This window comes from Ruegeria sp. AM1 (assembly GCF_056540745.1).
The window spans coordinates 241,957-260,695 of the sequence record NZ_JBQFXH010000001.1; the positions used below are offsets into that span (position 1 = coordinate 241,957).

At 58.7% G+C, this 18,739-nt stretch carries 18 protein-coding genes and 1 riboswitch; of the genes, 3 read left to right on the top strand and 15 right to left on the bottom strand.

Annotated elements, in window-relative coordinates; genetic code table 11:
• Positions 1 to 6: 6 nt before the first annotated feature.
• The 5 genes from ACR0I7_RS01210 to ACR0I7_RS01230 are packed head-to-tail and all read right to left on the bottom strand — an operon-like array spanning position 7 to position 5,543.
• Positions 7 to 276 (bottom strand): K+/H+ antiporter subunit F, encoded by a 270-nt coding sequence (locus ACR0I7_RS01210; RefSeq protein ID WP_480507622.1) that lies wholly within the window; start codon positions 274 to 276, stop codon positions 7 to 9.
• Entirely contained in the window at positions 273 to 770 is a 498-nt protein-coding gene (locus ACR0I7_RS01215; protein WP_480507624.1) for a Na+/H+ antiporter subunit E, read from the bottom strand. Before ACR0I7_RS01215 ends, ACR0I7_RS01210 begins: the two co-directional genes overlap by 4 nt.
• Positions 770 to 2,314 (bottom strand): monovalent cation/H+ antiporter subunit D, encoded by a 1,545-nt coding sequence (locus ACR0I7_RS01220; RefSeq protein WP_480507626.1) that lies wholly within the window; start codon positions 2,312 to 2,314, stop codon positions 770 to 772. Before ACR0I7_RS01220 ends, ACR0I7_RS01215 begins: the two co-directional genes overlap by 1 nt.
• Positions 2,311 to 2,670 (bottom strand): Na+/H+ antiporter subunit C, encoded by a 360-nt coding sequence (locus ACR0I7_RS01225; RefSeq protein ID WP_480507628.1) that lies wholly within the window; start codon positions 2,668 to 2,670, stop codon positions 2,311 to 2,313. Before ACR0I7_RS01225 ends, ACR0I7_RS01220 begins: the two co-directional genes overlap by 4 nt.
• Complete coding sequence (locus ACR0I7_RS01230) at positions 2,670 to 5,543, bottom strand: monovalent cation/H+ antiporter subunit A (RefSeq protein ID WP_480507630.1); 2,874 nt, start codon at positions 5,541 to 5,543, stop codon at positions 2,670 to 2,672. The genes ACR0I7_RS01225 and ACR0I7_RS01230 overlap by 1 nt, the downstream gene beginning before the upstream one ends.
• Before the next feature lie 216 nt (positions 5,544 to 5,759).
• Between ACR0I7_RS01230 and ACR0I7_RS01235 the strand changes: the two genes are divergently transcribed.
• Both ACR0I7_RS01235 and ACR0I7_RS01240 read left to right on the top strand, forming a co-directional pair.
• A complete protein-coding gene (locus ACR0I7_RS01235; RefSeq protein ID WP_480509678.1) occupies positions 5,760 to 6,242 on the top strand; it encodes a rhodanese-like domain-containing protein in 483 nt (160 codons plus the stop codon).
• Positions 6,239 to 7,054: a CE1 family esterase gene (locus ACR0I7_RS01240; protein ID WP_480507632.1), complete on the top strand. Its 816-nt coding sequence runs from the start codon at positions 6,239 to 6,241 to the stop codon at positions 7,052 to 7,054. The genes ACR0I7_RS01235 and ACR0I7_RS01240 overlap by 4 nt, the downstream gene beginning before the upstream one ends.
• On the opposite strand, the gene mdoH is transcribed toward ACR0I7_RS01240, so the two are convergent.
• The 7 genes from mdoH to ACR0I7_RS01275 all read right to left on the bottom strand — a co-directional run bounded on the left by mdoH (position 7,055) and on the right by ACR0I7_RS01275 (position 16,557).
• The gene (gene mdoH / locus ACR0I7_RS01245; RefSeq protein WP_480507633.1) at positions 7,055 to 8,926 is read right to left on the bottom strand and encodes a glucans biosynthesis glucosyltransferase MdoH; all 1,872 of its coding nucleotides are present in this window, start codon (positions 8,924 to 8,926) and stop codon (positions 7,055 to 7,057) included.
• On the bottom strand, positions 8,923 to 10,422 hold the full coding sequence (locus ACR0I7_RS01250) for an OpgD/OpgG family glucan biosynthesis protein (RefSeq protein WP_480507635.1): 1,500 nt from the start codon (positions 10,420 to 10,422) through the stop codon (positions 8,923 to 8,925). The genes mdoH and ACR0I7_RS01250 overlap by 4 nt, the downstream gene beginning before the upstream one ends.
• Positions 10,419 to 11,636: an OpgC family protein gene (locus ACR0I7_RS01255; protein WP_480507637.1), complete on the bottom strand. Its 1,218-nt coding sequence runs from the start codon at positions 11,634 to 11,636 to the stop codon at positions 10,419 to 10,421. Before ACR0I7_RS01255 ends, ACR0I7_RS01250 begins: the two co-directional genes overlap by 4 nt.
• Positions 11,637 to 11,671: 35 nt before the next feature.
• A complete protein-coding gene (locus ACR0I7_RS01260; protein ID WP_480507639.1) occupies positions 11,672 to 13,042 on the bottom strand; it encodes a tetratricopeptide repeat protein in 1,371 nt (456 codons plus the stop codon).
• 180 nt (positions 13,043 to 13,222) lie between these two features.
• Positions 13,223 to 14,407 carry a CaiB/BaiF CoA transferase family protein gene (locus ACR0I7_RS01265; protein WP_480507641.1) on the bottom strand — a complete coding sequence of 395 codons (1,185 nt, stop codon included), beginning with the start codon at positions 14,405 to 14,407 and terminating at the stop codon, positions 13,223 to 13,225.
• Positions 14,394 to 16,013, bottom strand: coding sequence for a thiamine pyrophosphate-binding protein (locus ACR0I7_RS01270; RefSeq protein ID WP_480507642.1), 1,620 nt, complete (start codon positions 16,011 to 16,013; stop codon positions 14,394 to 14,396). The genes ACR0I7_RS01265 and ACR0I7_RS01270 overlap by 14 nt, the downstream gene beginning before the upstream one ends.
• Before the next feature lie 79 nt (positions 16,014 to 16,092).
• Positions 16,093 to 16,557 (bottom strand): DUF302 domain-containing protein, encoded by a 465-nt coding sequence (locus ACR0I7_RS01275; RefSeq protein WP_480507644.1) that lies wholly within the window; start codon positions 16,555 to 16,557, stop codon positions 16,093 to 16,095.
• Positions 16,558 to 16,706: 149 nt separating this feature from the next.
• Here ACR0I7_RS01275 and ACR0I7_RS01280 point away from each other — a divergent pair, with 149 nt between their 5' ends.
• On the top strand, positions 16,707 to 17,060 hold the full coding sequence (locus tag ACR0I7_RS01280) for a DUF1636 family protein (protein ID WP_480507646.1): 354 nt from the start codon (positions 16,707 to 16,709) through the stop codon (positions 17,058 to 17,060).
• On the opposite strand, the gene ACR0I7_RS01285 is transcribed toward ACR0I7_RS01280, so the two are convergent.
• The 3 genes from ACR0I7_RS01285 to ACR0I7_RS01295 all read right to left on the bottom strand — a co-directional run bounded on the left by ACR0I7_RS01285 (position 17,048) and on the right by ACR0I7_RS01295 (position 18,482).
• Complete coding sequence (locus ACR0I7_RS01285; RefSeq protein WP_480507648.1) at positions 17,048 to 17,542, bottom strand: hypothetical protein; 495 nt, start codon at positions 17,540 to 17,542, stop codon at positions 17,048 to 17,050. The two genes, ACR0I7_RS01280 and ACR0I7_RS01285, sit on opposite strands and share 13 nt — an antisense overlap.
• A 66-nt stretch (positions 17,543 to 17,608) precedes the next feature.
• Entirely contained in the window at positions 17,609 to 18,307 is a 699-nt protein-coding gene (locus ACR0I7_RS01290) for a CbtA family protein (RefSeq protein WP_480507650.1), read from the bottom strand.
• Positions 18,308 to 18,311: 4 nt separating this feature from the next.
• Positions 18,312 to 18,482, bottom strand: coding sequence for a CbtB domain-containing protein (locus tag ACR0I7_RS01295; RefSeq protein ID WP_480507652.1), 171 nt, complete (start codon positions 18,480 to 18,482; stop codon positions 18,312 to 18,314).
• 38 nt (positions 18,483 to 18,520) lie between these two features.
• Positions 18,521 to 18,727, bottom strand: a riboswitch (cobalamin riboswitch).
• Positions 18,728 to 18,739: the final 12 nt, after the last annotated feature.

Sequence of the window (18,739 nt, forward strand, 5' to 3'; positions counted from 1 at the left end):
TCGCCCTCACTCGATGATGTTGCCGCGCAGCATAAAGCGCGCATAGGCCACGGTGGAAACAAAGCCCAGCATGGCGATGATCATGGCAGCCTCGAAAAAGATTTCGGTTCCCAGCATCAACCCATAGAGGATCATCAGAGCGATGGTATTGATGACCATCGTATCCAGGGCCAATACGCGGGTGCCGACGCCCTCGGCGGTAATGATCCGCCAGAGACACATCATGATTGCAGCGCCGAAACAGGCGAAGGCAAAGTAAATCGCATAGGTGATCATTCGAAAATCTCCTTCAGGCGGCGCTCATAGCGCTGCTTGATTTCATCACGCACTACCTCGGGGTCGGGGGCGTCAAGGCAATGGACCAGCAGGTTGTGGCCCTGTGCGGACAGGTCGCAGCTGACTGTGCCCGGCGTCATGGTGATGGTCCCCGCCAGCACGGTGATTGCTTCGGGCGTGCGCAGTTCAAGCGGTATGCAGACCCAATTGGGCGTGCGATCCGCATCGCGTTTGAACAGGATGATCCGGGCAACGGTGATATTGGCCATCACAATGTCCCACAACACCACCAGCATATACTCGACGATCATGGGCCAGTTGCGCAGCTTTGGCCGGTCCGGCCAGTAGGGCTGTGTGATGAACGGGATGATGATCCCAAGGATCAGGCCAAAGACCAGAGAATTCAGCGAAGGCGCATTGGCCAACAATACCCACACGAGCGTAAGCAGAATGGTCAGATGGGGGTGCGGGAATATCCGATGCAACAGCTTCATTATTCTTCCCCTCCCAAAACGGCGGAAATGTATTGGTCCGGCGTGAACAGCTGTTCGGCTGTTTTGCTGGTGTATTCAAGCGCTGGCCCGGCAAACAGGGTCAGCAGAACAAGCCCCAACACGGTGCCGAAGATCGACGTAAAGGCCAGCCCGGGTATCGGTTCAGGGGCCGAGCGCCCAGACGTCTGTTCCTCGGGCGCCGGGTCGGGCTCAGGGGCGTGGCTGGCATCGTGGCTTTTCCAGAAAATCAGCGATCCGGCGCGCGCCAATCCAACGATCGTGACGAACGAGCCGATCAGCACAACGGCCCAGATCATGGTGGCATCGGGTGCGTCGCGCGATGCATCCAGAATCAGCAGCTTGCCGACAAAGCCCGATAGCGGTGGCATGCCCGCCAGTGCAATCGCGCCGACAAAGAACAGGGCTGAGATGAGCCCGCTTTGCGGCATCGGTGCTCGGGGTTCGATTGCGCCACCTCGACGTTCCATCACCATGTCGGCCACAAGGAACAGCAATGCAGTCGCAAGCGTCGAATGGAAGATATAGTACAGCGCCGCCGCCGTTGCCCCCGGTGTGAACAGAGAGATAGCGATCAGCAAAGTTCCCATCGAAGCGATGGCGCAAAAGGCCACCATACGCGCGATATGGCGCGAGCCCAGAATGCCGATGGCGCCCACGGCCAGCGTCAGCAGCGCGGCAGGTTGCAGCCAGGTGCCCACCAACCCTTCGGTCACAGCAACCTCTGGTCCGAAAGCCAGCGTATAGACACGCAGGATCGAATAAGCGCCGACCTTGGTCATGATGGCAAACAACGCGGCCACGGGCAGGGGCGCATTCGCATAGCTGGCGGGCAGCCAGAAATGCAGCGGCAGGACGGCGGCCTTGATACAGAACACCAGCAGCAGCAGCACCGCACCAACGCGCAGCAGGGCGGTGTCTTCGGGCGGTATCTCAGCCACACGTACGGCCAGATCGGCCATGTTCAGCGTGCCGGTCACGGCATAGATCGTGCCCAACGCGAACAGGAAGAGGGTTGAGCCCAGCAGGTTGTAGGTGACGTATTGCACCCCGGCTTTCAGCCGCACCGCGCCACCACCGTGGGTCATCAGGCCATAGGACGCGATCAGCAGAACTTCGAAAAAGACGAACAGGTTGAAGGCATCGCCTGTCAAAAACGCTCCGCAAACACCCATCAGCTGGAAATGAAACAGCGCATGAAAATGCTTGCCCCGATCATCCCAGCCGGATGCAATCGCATATAACACAATGGGCAGGGCCAGCAGAGCGGTAAGCAGCACCATCATCGCCGACATCCGATCCAGCACCAGCACGATGCCAAAAGGCGCGGGCCAGTCGCCCAGCTCATAAACCTGAATGTCGCCACCGGACGCTTGCGCCGTGATGGTCAGCGCGATACCCAGCAGCGCGACCACTCCAGCGACCGAGAAGATGCGTTGCAGGTCCAGATGATACCGCAGGACCATAATGATGAAAGGGGCCAGAATCGCAGGCAGGACGATCGGCGCAACGATCCAGTGGTTCATGCGTCTTCTCCCTGCGCGTCCACGCTGTCATCCGGTTTCATGTCGATATGGTCATCCTTAGACGACAGATAGGCGCTGAGCGCGATCATCACGATCACTGCCGTCATCCCGAATGAGATCACGATGGCCGTCAGAACCAGCGCCTGCGGCAGTGGATCGGTATAGGGCACGTCTTTGTATTTATTCAGCACTGCGGGCGCATCCAGCGCCAGCCGGCCGGTCGCAAAAAGGAACACATTCACCGCATAGGTGATCAGCGACAGACCGAGGATGACCGGAAATGTTCGGCGGCGCAGGATCAGGAAAATCCCGGCGGCGGTCATGACGCCTACGGCAGAGGCTACGAGCGCTTCCATCAGACCTGCTCCTTTTCTTCTTGTTCTTCTTCCGGTGGATTGTCGCGCAGCGGGTTGATGTCCATTGGGAATTCCTGCGCCATGCCCGGCTGCCAGGCGAAGCGTGACAGGCTGTCCAGCGCCAGCATCACCGCGCCAAGAACGGCAAGGAAAACACCGGTGTCAAACAGGATGGCCGTGGCCCATTCAAACTCTTCCAGTGGCGGCCAGTGGATATATCCAAAGTCGCTGGTCAGGAACGGACGGTCGTTGAACCATGCCCCCAGACCAGTGGCGGCTGCGATCAGCACGCCCCAACCGATGGTGCCGTGGTAATAAAACCGCTGCCGCTCAATCGCCCATGTGTACCCGCTTGCCATGTATTGCATCAGGAAGGCAATCGCGACGATCAGACCGGCGATAAAGCCACCGCCTGGCTGGTTATGGCCGCGGAAAAAGATATAGGCACCAACCATCAGCGCAATAGGCATCATAACGCGCGTCGCCACAACCATCATAAGCGGATGTGAGTCGCCCGATTGCGGCCAATGCGGTTTGCGGTTCAGCAGATAGCTGCGGACATTGGTGCCCAGAACCGCCTCGGTCAGGGCAAAGATGATCAGCGCGGCGATGCCCAGCACGATAATCTCACCAAAGGTATCAAACCCCCGGAAGTCGACGAGGATCACGTTGACGACATTGGTGCCGCCGCCGCCTTTGTATGAATTCGCCAGATGAAACTCGGAAATCGTCGGAAAGGCAAAGTCGCGCAGCATCAGCGCATAGATCAGACCACCCGCCCCGATCCCGGCCACGACTGAAATCGCCGCGTCCCGCCAGCGCCGCGAGGCGGAACTATCCCACGGCGTTTCGGTCGGCAGAAAGTTCAGCGACAAGAGCAGCAGGATCATCGTGACCACTTCGACCGAGATCTGGGTCAGCGCCAAATCCGGGGCCGAAAGATAGTTAAAGGCCATCGAGACGATCAGGCCCACAACGCCGATCAGAACCAGAGACAGTAGGCGATTGCGGTGGAACCACATGATCGCCAGCGTGGCCCCAACCAGACAGATCCAACCAATGATTGGGATGATCGGTGCAGGCAGCGGAACGCGTGTTTCCACGCCAATTGTGCCCGTCGCATAGGCATAGTAGCCAATCCCAACGGTGAAGGCGACCAGCACGATCGCATAGCGGCTGATGACGCCATTATGCAGCTGGTCGGTGATCCAGCGGCTGATCGATGTCAGTGCGCGAATGACCGCATCAAAGATGACCTTCGCCTCAGGCCGGGGCAGGGCGTTCCACAATCGTTCGCCGTGGCGATGCTGTGATAGCAGGAACAGCCCGCCCAGAGTCGCCACTATCGACATATAGAGTGCGGGCGTAAACCCGTGCCACAGCTTGAGAGAGTAGTAGGGCAGTTTCTCTCCACCGATCACGGCGCTGGATACGACAGCGATCAATGGCCCTACGATGGCATTTGAATAGAGGCCGATCAGCACGACCAGTACGACCAAGAACGCCGGCGCCAGCCACAATCCAACCGGTGGATCGTGGGGATGATGGGGATAGTCCTGACGTTCGGGGCCAAGGAACACATGTCCGATAAAGCGGAACGAGTAAGCGGCCGAGAACAGGGCCGCCAAAACCGCCAGACCGGGCACCAGATAGTGCGAATGCAGCCATGTGGTGTGGACTGTCTCTTCCAGCATCATCTCTTTGGACAGGAACCCGTTCAAAGGCGGCAGCCCCGCCATCGACAGCGCCGCAACGGTACCAATTGTGAACGTGATCGGCATCAGATGGCGCAACCCGCCGAGGCGCTTGATGTCGCGGGTGTGGGTCTCGTGATCGACAATGCCTGCGGTCATAAACAGCGCAGCCTTGAACGTGGCGTGGTTGATGATGTGAAAAACGGCGGCAACAGCCGCAAATTTGGTGCCAAAGCCCAGCAGCATCGTGACCAGACCCAGATGGGATACAGTCGAAAAGGCCAGCAATGCCTTGAGGTCGTCTTTGAACAGCGCGATGCAGGCACCGATTAGCATCGTCACCAGTCCGGTGGTGGCCACGATATAGAACCACGCATCTGTACCCGCCAGCACCGGCCACATCCGGGCCATCAGGAACAGTCCCGCCTTTACCATGGTGGCCGAGTGCAGATAGGCCGAGACCGGCGTCGGCGCCGCCATGGCATGAGGCAACCAGAAATGGAACGGAAACTGCGCCGACTTGGTGAAACACCCAAGCAGGATCAGGATCAGCGCGGGCAGGTAGTAGGGCGATGCCTGTATCAGGTCTTTGTTCTGCAAAATGACACTCAGGTCATAGGACCCGACGATATTGCCAAGGATCAGCATCCCGGCGATCATCGCTAGCCCGCCAGAGCCTGTTACGGCCAGGGCCATCCGGGCGCCTTGTCGCCCTTCGGGAAGATGCTTCCAATACCCGATCAGCAGGAATGAGCTGAGCGATGTCAGTTCCCAGAAAATAAGCAATAAAAGGATATTATCAGACAGAACGATTCCAACCATCGCGCCCTGAAACAGCAGCAGATAGGTATAGAACTGCCCCATCGGATCTTCTCGTGACAGGTAGAACCGCGCATACAGGATGATCAGCAGGCCGATACCCAGAATCAACAGCGCAAACAGGAACCCCAGCCCGTCCAGCATGAAGTTGGCATTCAGCCCCAGCCCCGGAATCCAGTCGAACCGCGCGGTGATCACCTCGCCCCGCATGACGGCAGGGATGTGGATGAATAATCCGGCAAGAGCCAGAAACGTGGTTAACCCTGCGGCAGATGCCGCCGCATTACGCCCTGCACGGATCAGCAGTGCGGGAAATACAGCTCCGAGGAAAGGAAGGGCCGCGATAAGGAATAGGGACAAGTGCGATACTCCGGGCTTGGCGGTCTAAGTGATATTGATTTTGTAAGGATAATTCTCTGAGTGTCCAGATATTGCAAGTTTATGACCGGGTACTAGATGCCACAGGTCGTGGAATTTGTTGCGTGGTTCACATGACAAGAACTTGATCCGCGACTGTGATCAATGCGCGGGAAAACACATCCACCTTGTGCTACAACCTGCTCAGCGCGACAGGAGATATCGGACGTGGCAGGACTCGCGAACCGAAACAGACGATGGGTGCTGCTTGGCGGCGGCGCGGCAATTGCTGCTGGCTTTGCAATCCGCGAGTATCGTCTGATCCCGCAGGATTATGCGGGTGGCCAGCTGAGCGTACGCGACGCATATCAACAGGTGACATCGGGTGAGGTGTTGCTGATTGATATCCGTACGCCGCGTGAATGGGCGGCAACAGGCATCGCGCAGGGTGCGCACCCTCTTGATATGCGTCGCGAGGATTTTGAACAGTCGCTTGACCAGCTGAGCGCGGGCAACCGAGGCGCGCCCATTGCGTTGATCTGCGCGCGCGGGGTGCGGTCGGCCAGGTTGAGCAACCGCCTGACCCAGGCTGGGTTCACCAATATTATCGATGTGCCCGAAGGCATGCTCGGCTCTGCCGCAGGTCCCGGTTGGGTGCGTGCGGGTTTGCCTGTGAATTCATACAAAAAGGATACTTCATGACCGTTAAATACTGGTTCGCATTGCCTTTTGCAATTTTGGGGCAGGCCGCGTTGGCCGAATGTGGCGATTCCGAAAACATTTGCGAAACCCCGTCGGGCGGGTATTTCATCGAACTGCCAGAGGCCGGCAATCCCCCCATGGTCGTCTTTTTACACGGGTTCGGTGGCAGCGGCGTGGGCACGATGCGCAATCGCGGCATGGTCGACCCGCTGCTGAGCCGTGGCTATGCGGTGATGGCCCCGGATGGGGCCATCCGCAATGAAAGGAAAAGCTGGAATTTCTTTCCGGGTTGGGACGGGCGTGACGAAACGGCCTTTCTGACCGAGGTGGTGCAGGACGCGGCAGACCGGTTCGATGTGGACCCCGACCGGGTTGTGTTGGCCGGGTTTTCGGCCGGCGGGTTCATGGTGAATTATCTGGCCTGCGCAACACCTGATACATTTTCGGCCTACGCGCCGGTGTCTGGCGGCTTCTGGCGCCCGCATCCTGAGGACTGCGCGGGGCCTGTGCGGCTGTTTCACACACATGGGTGGACGGATAATGTGGTGCCGCTCGAAGGGCGCTTTTTAGGCGGAGGACGGTTCCAGCAGGGGGATATCTTTGCGGGTCTGGAAATCTGGCGGGCCGCAAATGAATGCGTCGACAATCGTCCGGATGCGTTCGGAAAGACCGACCAGTTCATGCGCCGAAAGTGGACCCGCTGCGCTGAAGGAAGCGCGCTTGAGTTCGCGTTGTTTCCGGGCGGGCATTCGGTGCCGACAGGCTGGTCCGATATGGTGATTGACTGGTACGAAGGATTACCCGGAAGTTGATCACTCTGCCGGGGTCATTACCCCTTTGCCTTCGATGGCCTGTTTCAGCTCGTTGCGATGGCGACGGGCTAGGCGTGTGATCGCCGGTTCCTTAAAGTCTTCGCGCATACGGACCATCTTCCGCGCCGCGCCAGCTGAGACGCCGCTGAGTGCAGACAGCGGGATCGCCAGCGCCAGGCTGATCGCAATGGGTGCCAGCCAGATCGAAACGAGACCTGCAATAATTCCGACGCTCAACATGAGGCCACTGAGAGTTTCTAACGCATGGCACAGAATCAGGGTGCGCAGGCCATAGCTGCCTCCGTCGCGGGCTTGCGGTGACCAGCCCTTTTGAAGACCCAGCGCGGTCCGGAAAACTGCGATCATCTGCTGAACCATCAAAATAGGCGCATAGAGAACTGAAAGGATGACTTCGGACAGGAACGACATGAAAAACCGCCGTCCACCTCCAAAGTCAGAATACCGCATTCCGCTGAGGGGCAGAGCTGCGACACCCAGAACCTTTGGGGCCAGCAGCATCGCATACATCACCAGAATGATCAGAACATGACGCGTCTCGCTCATCTCAGGCCATTGCGGGAACAGCGGATTGTCGGGGCTGAAGTAGTGCAGCACCGACGCTTCTTTGCCCAGACCGATCAGCGCCCACATCACCAGCAATGCAAACCAAAGTGGTGACATCAGGTATCCGACGGCCCCGTGGAACATGTGAAAGCGCGATACCGCACGGAACCCGGCCGAGCCAAGCAGCTTGAGATGTTGCAGATTGCCCTGACACCAACGCCGATCCCGCATCGCGTGATCGATAAGGGTCGGCGGAGTTTCTTCGTATGAACCCCGAATACGCGGCAGGAATCGGACTGCCCACCCAGCACGGCGCAGCAGACCTGCCTCGACAAAGTCGTGGCTCATGATCAGCTTTTCCTGCCCGCTTAACGAACGCAGTTTGGGCAGTCCGGCGCAGGTTGCGAACGCACGGGTACGGATGATCGCGTTGTGGCCCCAATAGTTGCCCTCTTGTCCGCACCAGCGCGCCAGACCTTCGGCAAAGGCGATGCCGTAGACGCCGTTGGCGAATTGCTGCATCCGCGCGAAAACCGACTGCGCACCGATCAGCTGCGGATAGCTCTGGATCAGACCAGCGCCCGGATCACGCGAGAGGGCATCGGTCAACCTTGCAATGGCGCGACCGGTCATCAGACTGTCAGCGTCCAACACCAGCATCGCGTCCCAGTCAGCGCCCCAGCGGCTGACCCAATCCGAGATGTTCCCAACCTTCCGGTCCGTATTCTCGGCGCGGCGACGGTAATAAAGCTCCAGATCGGGGGCCAAGGAGGTGCGCAGTGCCTCGATACTCGCTTGCTCCTGTGCGGCGATATCGGGGTCGCGCGTGTCGGACAGGATAAACATCGCATAATGATGCTGCCCGCCACGAGATCGCAACTCTTCCAGCATGGTTCGCGCGTTGCCCAGAACGTACCATGGAACCTCGTTATAGACGGGCATCAACAGGGCAACCCGCAGGGGTTGAGACCGCCCCTTGCGCACAGGGCGTTCCTGCCGGGACAGAGACACCATACCCAGCAGAACGGTGCAGACAGTGAATGAAATCCAGAAGAAATTGAACGAGATCAGCGCCAGCAGCACGCCTTCGATCAGATTGATCCCTGCGGCGCCGAACCAGTCGCTCATCACCCAGAGCAGCGCAAGTGTCGCAAACATTGCCGGAGAAAACGCCAGCGCCCTCCAAAATCCGGCAGATGGCCTGCGGTGTGCAGATGGCGCATCAGCATCTCGGAAACCCGCGTCAAAATTTTGCGCGGGCATCCGCAGCGGCGCCTTTGGAGGCATTATGTTTAAATCGCTGTTCATGAGGTCCATCTGTACAGCCACACTTCTGAGGCGGGCTGTGTCCCGAGTCTCAGTTGTGCGCGCAGTTCGACATGATTTCGGTCGCCGGGCTCAAAAGAGAACGCCAGCCGCAATCCGCCGGTATCAGGGTTGTGCTGCAACACGCCCTCCGATGTCTCGGCGTGAGGTGAATCCACAAAGATGGTCATCGCGTCGGGGTCTTCGAACAGATCGCTGGCCTCAAAGTCGATCACCGCAAGGCGGCCTTCGCCAAAGGTATTTTCACCCATCGCGGTATTGATCACGCGTGGCATCGGGGTGCGCTGCGGTTCTTCCCCCCAAATCAGGCGATAAGACATGTCGACTTGCGCGCCTGCGGCATAGGGTTCAGCCGGACGCCAGTAGCTGACGATGTTGTCATAGATTTCCTGATCTGCTGGGATTTCAACCAGCGTGACGCTGCCTTTGCCCCAATCGCCCATCGGCTCAACCCACAGGCTGGGGCGCTTGTGATAAAGCGCTTCGAGATCGGCATAGTCTGAAAACTCGCGCTTGCGTTGCATCAAGCCGAAGCCCTGCGGGTTGGTATCAACAAAGGATGAGATTTGCAGGCGTGTAGGGTTGGCAAGCGGTCGCCAGAGAACTTCGCCCGCGCCGTTGCGGATCAAAAGCCCGTCGCTGTCATGCACCGCCGGTCGGAAATCATCGAAACGGCTATGATTGGTTTGATCGAACAGGAACATTGAGGTCCCAGGCGCGATGCCAACATGGGTCAGTTCGGTGCGCGGGAACAGTGTCGCTTCAATTTCCATCACGCAGTCCGCACCGGCGGTCACGTCAAATCGATAGGCACCAGTCACGCTGGGGCTGTCCATTAAGGCGTGAACGATCATGTTGCGTTGGCCGGGCTTTGGGCGTTCAAGCCAGAAGCGGATGAATTCCGGGAATTCTTCGCCATCCGGGTCACCGGTTTTCAACGCCAGACCGCGCGCTGACAGGCCATAAACCTCGTGCAGGCCAATCGCGCGGAAATAGCTGGCACCTTGCCACACACAGAACTCATCGGTTTTGCCGGGGCGGTGCATTTCGGTGCGCAGGCGCAGGCCCGAAAAGCCCAGCGTCTCATCCACCGGCAGTTGCGGCACGTCCTCAGACTTGTCGAACATCGCCAGATCAAACTCGACCGGTTTGGTCATGCCGTTTTCAACGGTCGATACCTGCACAGTGCGCGGGAAGTAGAGACCCGGTGTAAAGAAATCGATGTTAAAGGGCGTCTCAGTTTCGAACCACAAGGCGCGGTCCAGGCGGAACCGGATCGAGCGGTATTGCTGATAGGTCAGCTCCTGCCATTCCTGTGGCACCATTTCGCGGTCTTCAAAGGGGCGGCTGGCCAAATCACGGGCCAGCGCAATCACATCGTTTCGATCAAACGGAACCTCGCCACCTGACGCAAATGCCGACGGAGCGAATGCAAGCGCTGTCGACGAGGCCAGAAATGCACGACGTGTAAAATTCATTTCTTAGTCTTCCAAGGTTGTGATTTGAACCAAGCGGCCAGATAGGCCACACCGATGATCATGGCAAAGCCAATCATGTTGGCGACAAAGACACTGGCGAAATCCCGCCCAGATTGATCTAGCGCAACACCGATAAGTCGTGCCGCCGCCATGGAAAATACAAATACCGCCAAAGACTGCTGACCCACTTTGGTGATCAGTTTCAACACCACCTGCCAGATGCGGGCACCCGCGCTATGACCGGTCGCGATCAGGCGGTGACCATGTTCCCCTGCCGCGACCCACCCTAGATAGGCGAGCGACAGGAAATGGACATAGCGCAGCAGCCCGAATTCGGTCTTGCCCCGCAATTCCTCGGTCAGCGGCCAGCCCTTACGCAGCACGGCGCCCAGATCGGGCGCGGCGGCGTTGATCCAGGAAAACACCTTCCACGATCCAAACGGGGCGGAGAGAACCACAAACGCGATGGCCGCCCAGATCAGCGTTTTTGATACCGGAGGGGCTGGAATCCAGCCGCGCATAAAGGCAAAGCCGGTAAAGAACAGCAACTGCCAGCCAAAGGGGTTAAAGAACCACTGGCGCTCTGACCACGGCTCGGCTGGAAGCGCCAGCACACCTGTCTGCGCGATGTACCAGATCGCCACCGAGACCGCAGCCATCAGCCAGAAACTGACCCGATAGAGTGCCATATAAAATGGCATCAGGGCCAGAACCACCAGATACATTGGTAGGATGTCAAAGTAGTTTGGCACGTAGGTCAGCGTAAACAGCCCCACGATTTGCGGCGCCGGATCGTCGAAGAAATGCTGAAGATTGAGCGATGAGATATAGTTCTTTTCGAACAATCCGGTCTGGTTCAGTGCAGCCATCGACATGGCGACAAAGAAAAACAGACAGATATGCGCCCAATAGACCTGCCAGATGCGGAACGACACGCGCGCGGTGCCCATCCACCATCCCTTGTGCAGAAACGCACCGCCAAAAGCGATGGCTGAGGCCATACCTGAACAGAACACAAAGATTTCTGTCGCATCGGAATAGCCGAACCGGGCGGGTATCCACTTGGCCCAAGGATCATTGGGAATATGGGCGATCAGGATGATGAACATCGCAATCCCGCGATAGAAATCCAATCGCGGGTCGCGCGTGCGAGCAGGGGCTGCGGCTGGGGCCGCAACCGGTGCAAAATCAGAAGCGGGCGATGCTGTCGCCATTCGATCTTCAGTCCTTCTTGGTCGTCTTGTTGTTTTTATTCGGCGGGGACGCTTTGTGCGTCGCCGCTGTCACGCGCCGCATCGATCAGGGCGCGGCGTGCCAGGGCATAGTTATCCTCGCCACCAGCGCGCTTTGCACGCCGGTCATCTAGAATGCGTTCGACCGCATCCAGCCGGCCTGCTCGAAGACCGGAGTCGATAGTAATGCGTTCAAATACATCGCGTTGGGCGTGGCTGCCACCTGCCAATTGCATTGATCCGCGTGCATTTGACAAAAAGTCGAACGCCGCGCCGTATTGCCCGTCGCCAAAGGCCTCAAGCCCTTTGGCGGCGGCAATGCCGGGGTCAGACATCCGAATTGCGGTGTCACCGTGATTGCGTCCAGCATCCTTCTGAATGCGCTGCAGCATTTTGCCGGTCGCATCCGCACGGCTATCGCCCGTCAGAGCCAAAAGATAGTGCAGGTCGGCAAAGATCAGGCAGCCGTCTTCGGTGCGCGCTGCGCTGAGGTCGGCAAGCTCCTCCCAGCGGTCGCCGACATTCACACCCTCAAGCTCCAGCCGAGACAGCAGCGATGTGGCGTTCGAGATATCCCGGTAGTCATCCGTTTTGTCTTTGCGGATGTTCTGGTCATACAGCTCGATCACACGGTCGACCTGACCTAAATCCAGATGCATCAGCGCCTTGTGCCACCAGACGTGATAGCGGAAGTTGTTGCAATGCGCCCAAGCATCCTCGCGCCCGGCTAGCCAATCCAGGCCCAGTTGCGCGTTACCGGTCATCTCATGAACATGCGCCACCGCGTGCAAACCCCAAGCGTCATCCGACACCATCCAAAGCGCCTGACGACCAGCGATCTCGGCCTTTTCATAGGCGCCGGTTTCTTCCAGTGCGAAGGAATGACAGCCCAGCAGATAGCCACGCCCGGCGTGATCGGGTTCGTAAGTAGGCAGGACGCGTTCGATGGAACGGCGCATACCCTCAGAATCCCCCAGCACAAAGCGTGTTGCATGGCTCAGCTTCATCGCCAGCGTGTCTTGCGGGTTTGTGCGCAAAATCTCTTCGAATTTCTGTACCGCTTGCGAGGGCAGGTCAGCGAGATAGAGCGCCAGCGCCTCGACATACTGTTTCTCGCGCGCTGAAACCGGCTGACGTTCCATCGCGGCATTGGCCGCGGCCAGAGCCTCGGTCGCGACGGGAAGCATCTCGCGCCGGCCCAGCAAAACCATGAACAACCCTTTGATCGCATGACCCAGTGCGAAATCCGGTTCAAGCTCCAGCACTTTACCCAAATGCTGAGGGGTGATTGCGGCATGCGCCATGAACCCAAGCAGAACACCATTCCAAGCCTCAGCACTTTCGGCCGTGGTCAGCGTGTTCATTTGTCCAAAAATATCTTGTTTCATACTTGGGTCCAATCTGATTGCGATATTTGACACTGTTCGATTTAACAGAGTGTGCCGATGGCTCGTACCAGTATCGACCCTCCTCTCGAATTGGTGAAAAGCTGTGTGCGTAAAAAGTGAAAAAAACCGCCGATTCAAGGGCATGTTTCAGCAACATGCCGCCTAAATGGTCAGAGTGTTTCAGTCTTCGAACGGATTTTCTGCGCTCAGAACCGTCTCTGTGTCAGCACCGAACACAGGCGGGGCCTTGCGATAGGTTACAGGCGTCTGTGAGAACTTGAGGGGATTCCCGATCAGTTGCACTTCGGATGGGTCGGCCTGCATGGCGATCTGCATCTGCCGGGCGGCAACCTGATCGGTGGCAAAAACCTGATCCAGGGTCTGAACCGGCCCCACCGGAACCTTGAGCTGTTCCAGCCCATCAATGGCCGATTTCATATCCACCTTTTGCAGCGCCGGACGCAGGATCGTATTCAATGCATCGCGGTTTTCCAGGCGCTGCGGGTTGGTTGCGAATCGAGGATCGTCGGCCAGTTCCGGATGGTCAATGAAGCCGCAGAAACGTTTGAACTGGCTGTCATTTCCGACGGCCAGTATGACGTACCCATCCGAAGTTTCATAGACGTCATAAGGCACGATGTTGGGGTGCCCGTTGCCGCGCCGCTGGGGCACAGCGCCCGAGGTCAGATAGTTGACGCCTTCGTTGATCAGCCAGGCAATCTGTGCATCCACCAGGGCCAGATCGATCTGCTGACCTTCGCCGGTAAGATCCCGGTGGCGCAACGCCGCCAGAATGCCAACGCTTGCGTACATGCCGCACATCACATCCGCGATGCCAACCCCGACCTTTGTGGGGACGCCTGCGGGGTCCCCGGTCAGGGACATGATGCCGCCATAACCCTGCGCCATCAGGTCATATCCCGGCTTGGTCGCATTCGGGCCGGTCTGGCCGTAACCCGAGATCGAGCAATAGACGAGCCCCGGCAAGTCCTGCGACAGCGTCGCATAATCAAGACCATACTTCGCCAAACCGCCGGGTTTGAAGTTCTCGATCAGAATATCGGCATGGGACGCCAGCCGACGGATCTGAGCCTGCCCTTCGGGCGTGGTGATATCGATGCTCACAGATTTCTTGTTGCGATTGGCAGACATGAAATAAGCGCTCAAATCCGAGCGATTGCCATCCGCATCCACCACATAGGGCGGGCCCCATTGGCGGGTGTCGTCGCCGCCGGTTGCGGGGTTCTCAATCTTGATCACGCTGGCCCCCAGATCGCCCAGCAATTGCGTGCAGGTGGGGCCGGCCAGAATGCGGCTAAGGTCCAGAACTTTGACGCCCTTCAGCGGTCCTTCAGATCCGGCCATCATATCCTCCGCGGTCGATTTCTGCGGCGATGACCGTAAAGCGATCCGCTTTGGTCGCCTGTTCCAGCGCGGCGCGCAATTCCTCGCGATTGCGGACGGTGTGCCCATATCCGCCGAAGGCGCGGCCCATCGCGGCAAAGTCGTGACGGTCGAAATCAACACCCCGGTTGCCCATCTGTCGTTGACGCTGTTTTAGTTCGATCAGCGCAAGGCTGGCATCGACAAATACTAGAAAGATGGGGTTGCCACCAATTTCGGCTGCGGTCGACAGCTCTCCGGCGACCATCAGGAAACCGGCATCGCCTGAGAAGCTTATAACCGGGCGGTTGGGCTCGGCCAATTTCAGGCCAATGGCCATGGGTACCGCGCAGCCCATTGTACACAGCGCCGACGACTGGATTAGCCCGCGCGCCTCGTGGCACGGCCACATCTGGCTCAGCAGGATACGGTGCGCGCCACTGTCGGCGGTCGCCAGCGTTTCGGGCGGTAATACGGCGCGCGTTTCGGCGATCACAGCGGCGGGGCCCCAATCGTCATCTGTAGGGAATGCCTCGGCCAGTGCAGCGTTTACCTGTTCAGGTTCGCCATCCGGCCAAGTCTGACGCGATGGATTGCCCTTGGCGAGCGCCTCAAGTGTGGCGCCTGTATCGGCGACCATATTAAGGCCAGCCTGATGCATGTAGTGGTCGTTGATCACAGCTGAAATGTCGATCACACGCTTTTCCTCGGGATCCCAGATCTCGCGCCAGCCGGGGCGCATTTCGATCGGGTCATAGCCGAGGCACAGGATCAGGTCAGCCTGTTCAACCAAGGGCACCAGATGCTCGTCAGCCAACGGAGACAGGCCTGCGCCGCCAAGACATAAGGGATGATCCTCGGGTACCACCCCTTTAGCTTTATATGTGGTTACAAAGGGAATGCCGAAATGCTCAAGGAAAGCGCGCACAACGCTGCGCGATTCGTCATAAAGCACATCGAGACCGATGATCGCCAAAGGACGCTCGGCACCTGCAATCCATCGGCGTGCCTTTTCCAAGCAATCGCCCTCTGGCGCAACGGCGGCGGGCTTTGCAAGACGGCGGCGTTTCGGAGTGCTGACACGGGCGTCGGCTACTGAAATCGGCACGTCAATATGCACCGGACCGGGGCGGGGCTGCGTGGCAAGCGAGACCGCCTTGTCCGCAACAATGTCTGCCCCCTCAGCGGTCAGCATGAACGTCCCTTTGGTGATCGAGCGATAGACACGGCTGTGATCCATCACCTGATGGGTATAGGTCAGCGCCTCATCCGCGTCGACGCAGCCGGTCAGCACGATCATCGGCACCCGGTCCTGCAGCGCATTCGCGACCACATTGATCCCATTCATCGCGCCGGGGCCAAGTGTGGCGACCAGAATGGCGGGTGCGCCATCCCGATGATGCACGGCCTCGGCCATGAAGCCCGCCGCGTTCTCATGCTTGGTCAGGTGAAAGGTGATACCGGCCTGTTCCAACGCATCGACCAGCGTCAGAACTTCGCCGCCGGGCATGCCAAAAGCGTGACGGCACCCGGCCTCATACAGCCGTTGGGCCAGTAGATCAGCAGCGCGCGGGGACAGATCCTGCATCAGTTAAGCTCCGAATTTCTTTTGTCAGAGCAGATTGCGGAGTACGCCCTCGGGCGCAAGTCGCTTCACGTCAGTGTGACTATTTGACTGCGTTTTCCGCCACCGCCTGAAACTTAGCATCCAGTTCAGTGGCGATGTCAGTCAGTGCCTCACCGCCCTCATAGACATAGGGGGCAAAGACATAACTGGGCGTCTTGTAGGACAGAGTTGCCGTGCCATCATCATTTTCTGTGACGTAGAAACGGATTGGGGCCTCGATCATCGCGGCGGTCGACGTCTCAAGAACCCGGACCGCATAGTCATTGTTGAAGGCCCCGATGACCCGGTTGCCCGGAATGGTGATCCCGCGTGCCGCTGCGGCCTTGGTGGGCCCGGCCTGCGTGACCACGATCAGCCCGTTTTCTTTCACGGCAACCCGAGTGTCATCCACCAACTGCTCAAAGCTTTTGTCGGTCGGATAGACCGCCCAGCCCGACAGGGGTTCTCCCACATCCGCAAGGGCAGGGCAGGGCAGCAGGCAAAGCGCGGTCCAAAAGGGTTTCATAAGGCCACCTCTCGAAATTGGGTCGCGAAAGTGTTGTCAGAAAACAGACCAGAATGCACTCACATTATCGTGGGGTCCCTGTCGGTGTGGGCTTGCGCAGCAATCGTGAAAGGCGCAGAAACAGCAGGGGCAAGCATAACAGGAATACCGTGGCTCGGAACCGTCTATTGATTTGCAGCAGTTGCACAGGCGAACGCGATATGAACGCTGACAAACGAGCCGTCCTGGTTGCGCTGGAACGGGTAGGGCTGCAAGCGCAGATTGAAGTGCGGGAACACGTTTGTTTCAGTGGCTGCGACACACCTGTATCAATTGCCCTTCAGGGTGAGGGAATGGCCTCTTACGTCTTTTCCGGGCTGGATGTGGCGGCGGACGCAGATGACATAGCTGCGACCTGTAAAACCTATCTGGACAGCCCGCTGGGCTGGATTGAAGACGCCCGGCCTTGCGGGCGGCTTCGATTGTGTTTGCGGGCGCGTATACCGGCGCTTCAATCCACCTGAACCGTCACCGAGGCCCTGACCGGCACCTCATCGACCATCAGCGCGCTGTGGCTGTTGGCGTTCAGTGACACCTCAATTTCGACTTCGCCTTTGGGCAATTCTGCAATATGCATCCAGTTGCCGTAGAGGCGGGCCAGCTTTGCGCCATTCACATAGACATGCGCGTGACCCTCACCGGGATTGTCTGCGGCCGAGGCGTTTTCCGGTGCAAAGCGAAAGTTCTGTGGCGCAACGTACAGGTTCCATCCGGCCATTGGGTCTTGGGTCAGGGCAATCTCAAGACTGGGCGCATCCGGGCCGCCCGGCAGATTGATTGTTGCTGCGTGATCATGTGCCATGGTTTCGGCATGCGTACCGCCATGATGTGAAGGGTTGGAATGGTCATGGCCATCAAACGTGACACCATTGGCTGCTGCAAGCACGAAACCTGCACCGCCGCCAAAAACCAGACCGATCGCGAACAGCGCTAATGAGCGGGTCATTTCGTTTCCTAACGCAAAAATGAAAATCCCGCCGGGCCGGGCCCGGCGGGGTGAAGCGATGACAGATCAGGTTGCGGCTTCTGCGCGCTTGCCTTCGCTTTGCCAGAAATAGCCGGCAAATGCTCCAACCAGCACCCAGGCCGCCAGCCCAATGCCAAAGGCTCGGGCGGCGAACAGGGCTCCGATTTCCGTTGGAACCGGGCCGGTGAACACATCCGGTTCAGGCGCGCCGATCAGGTGAGGTGCAAGAAGCAGACCTGCCGCGATCACATAGCTGACGATGTTGCCGCCAAACGCGATCAGCCACATGGAGACCGACGCGGCAGCGACCGTCGCAAACCACCAGATCTGCCGCGCAGAAACGTCTGCGGCGGCAACCCCCGGGACTTCGGGCGCGAGCGAAAAGCCGGGCGCAAGATGAACTGCGATAAAACCAGCCAGCCCCCACAAAACACCGGTGCGGCCATCAACCGGATGCCCCTGACCTTCGGCCATGGACATCAGCGCAACCAGAACCAGCGCATAGCCGGTATAGGTCAGCATTGTGAAAATGACGCTGAGCGCATCGCGGGTCAGTTCCGTGAACATGCCCGGCAGCTCGGGATGTGCAGATACAGCTTCGCCGCCGAAATGCACCAGCTCTCCGGATTCATACAGCTCGGCATGCAACAGAACGGGTTGCACAAATACCAACTGCAGCAAGGCGGCTATCAGCCCCGCTGCAGCACCAGCGAACAACGCGCTGGTCAATATCCGACTGAACATCTGCTTAGTGGCAGGGGAAGCCGGTTGCGTGACGCACGTCGTGTGCCGCGTCATGCAGCGCAGCTGCCTGAACATGGCCGGTCAGCGTGATAAGCCCCAGGCCCAGGGCCACTGCGAAAAAGACCGAGAAGATACCTGTGCGTGCGACGCCGGCAGTTTGGGTCTGTGTTGTCATGTCTTAGTCCTCCTGTGCCGTCGCACCCGACGGCCGGTGTTTCAAGTTGTCGCCTGGCAGGTCTCCTGGCTTGCGGGTCAGTGCTTCTGCTCGCCTTCCCCCCGAATTTCGGGAGTGGCTGGTTGAGCAGAGGCTCACCGCTTACAGTCGCGGGGGCGGCTCTGGACTTGACTGACGTGCAGTCTCACCAAATTCCCTCTTAGCATCCAGATTTCTCTGGCGGGACCAAGCGCTGCCATATAGCCGTGAACCGGGTG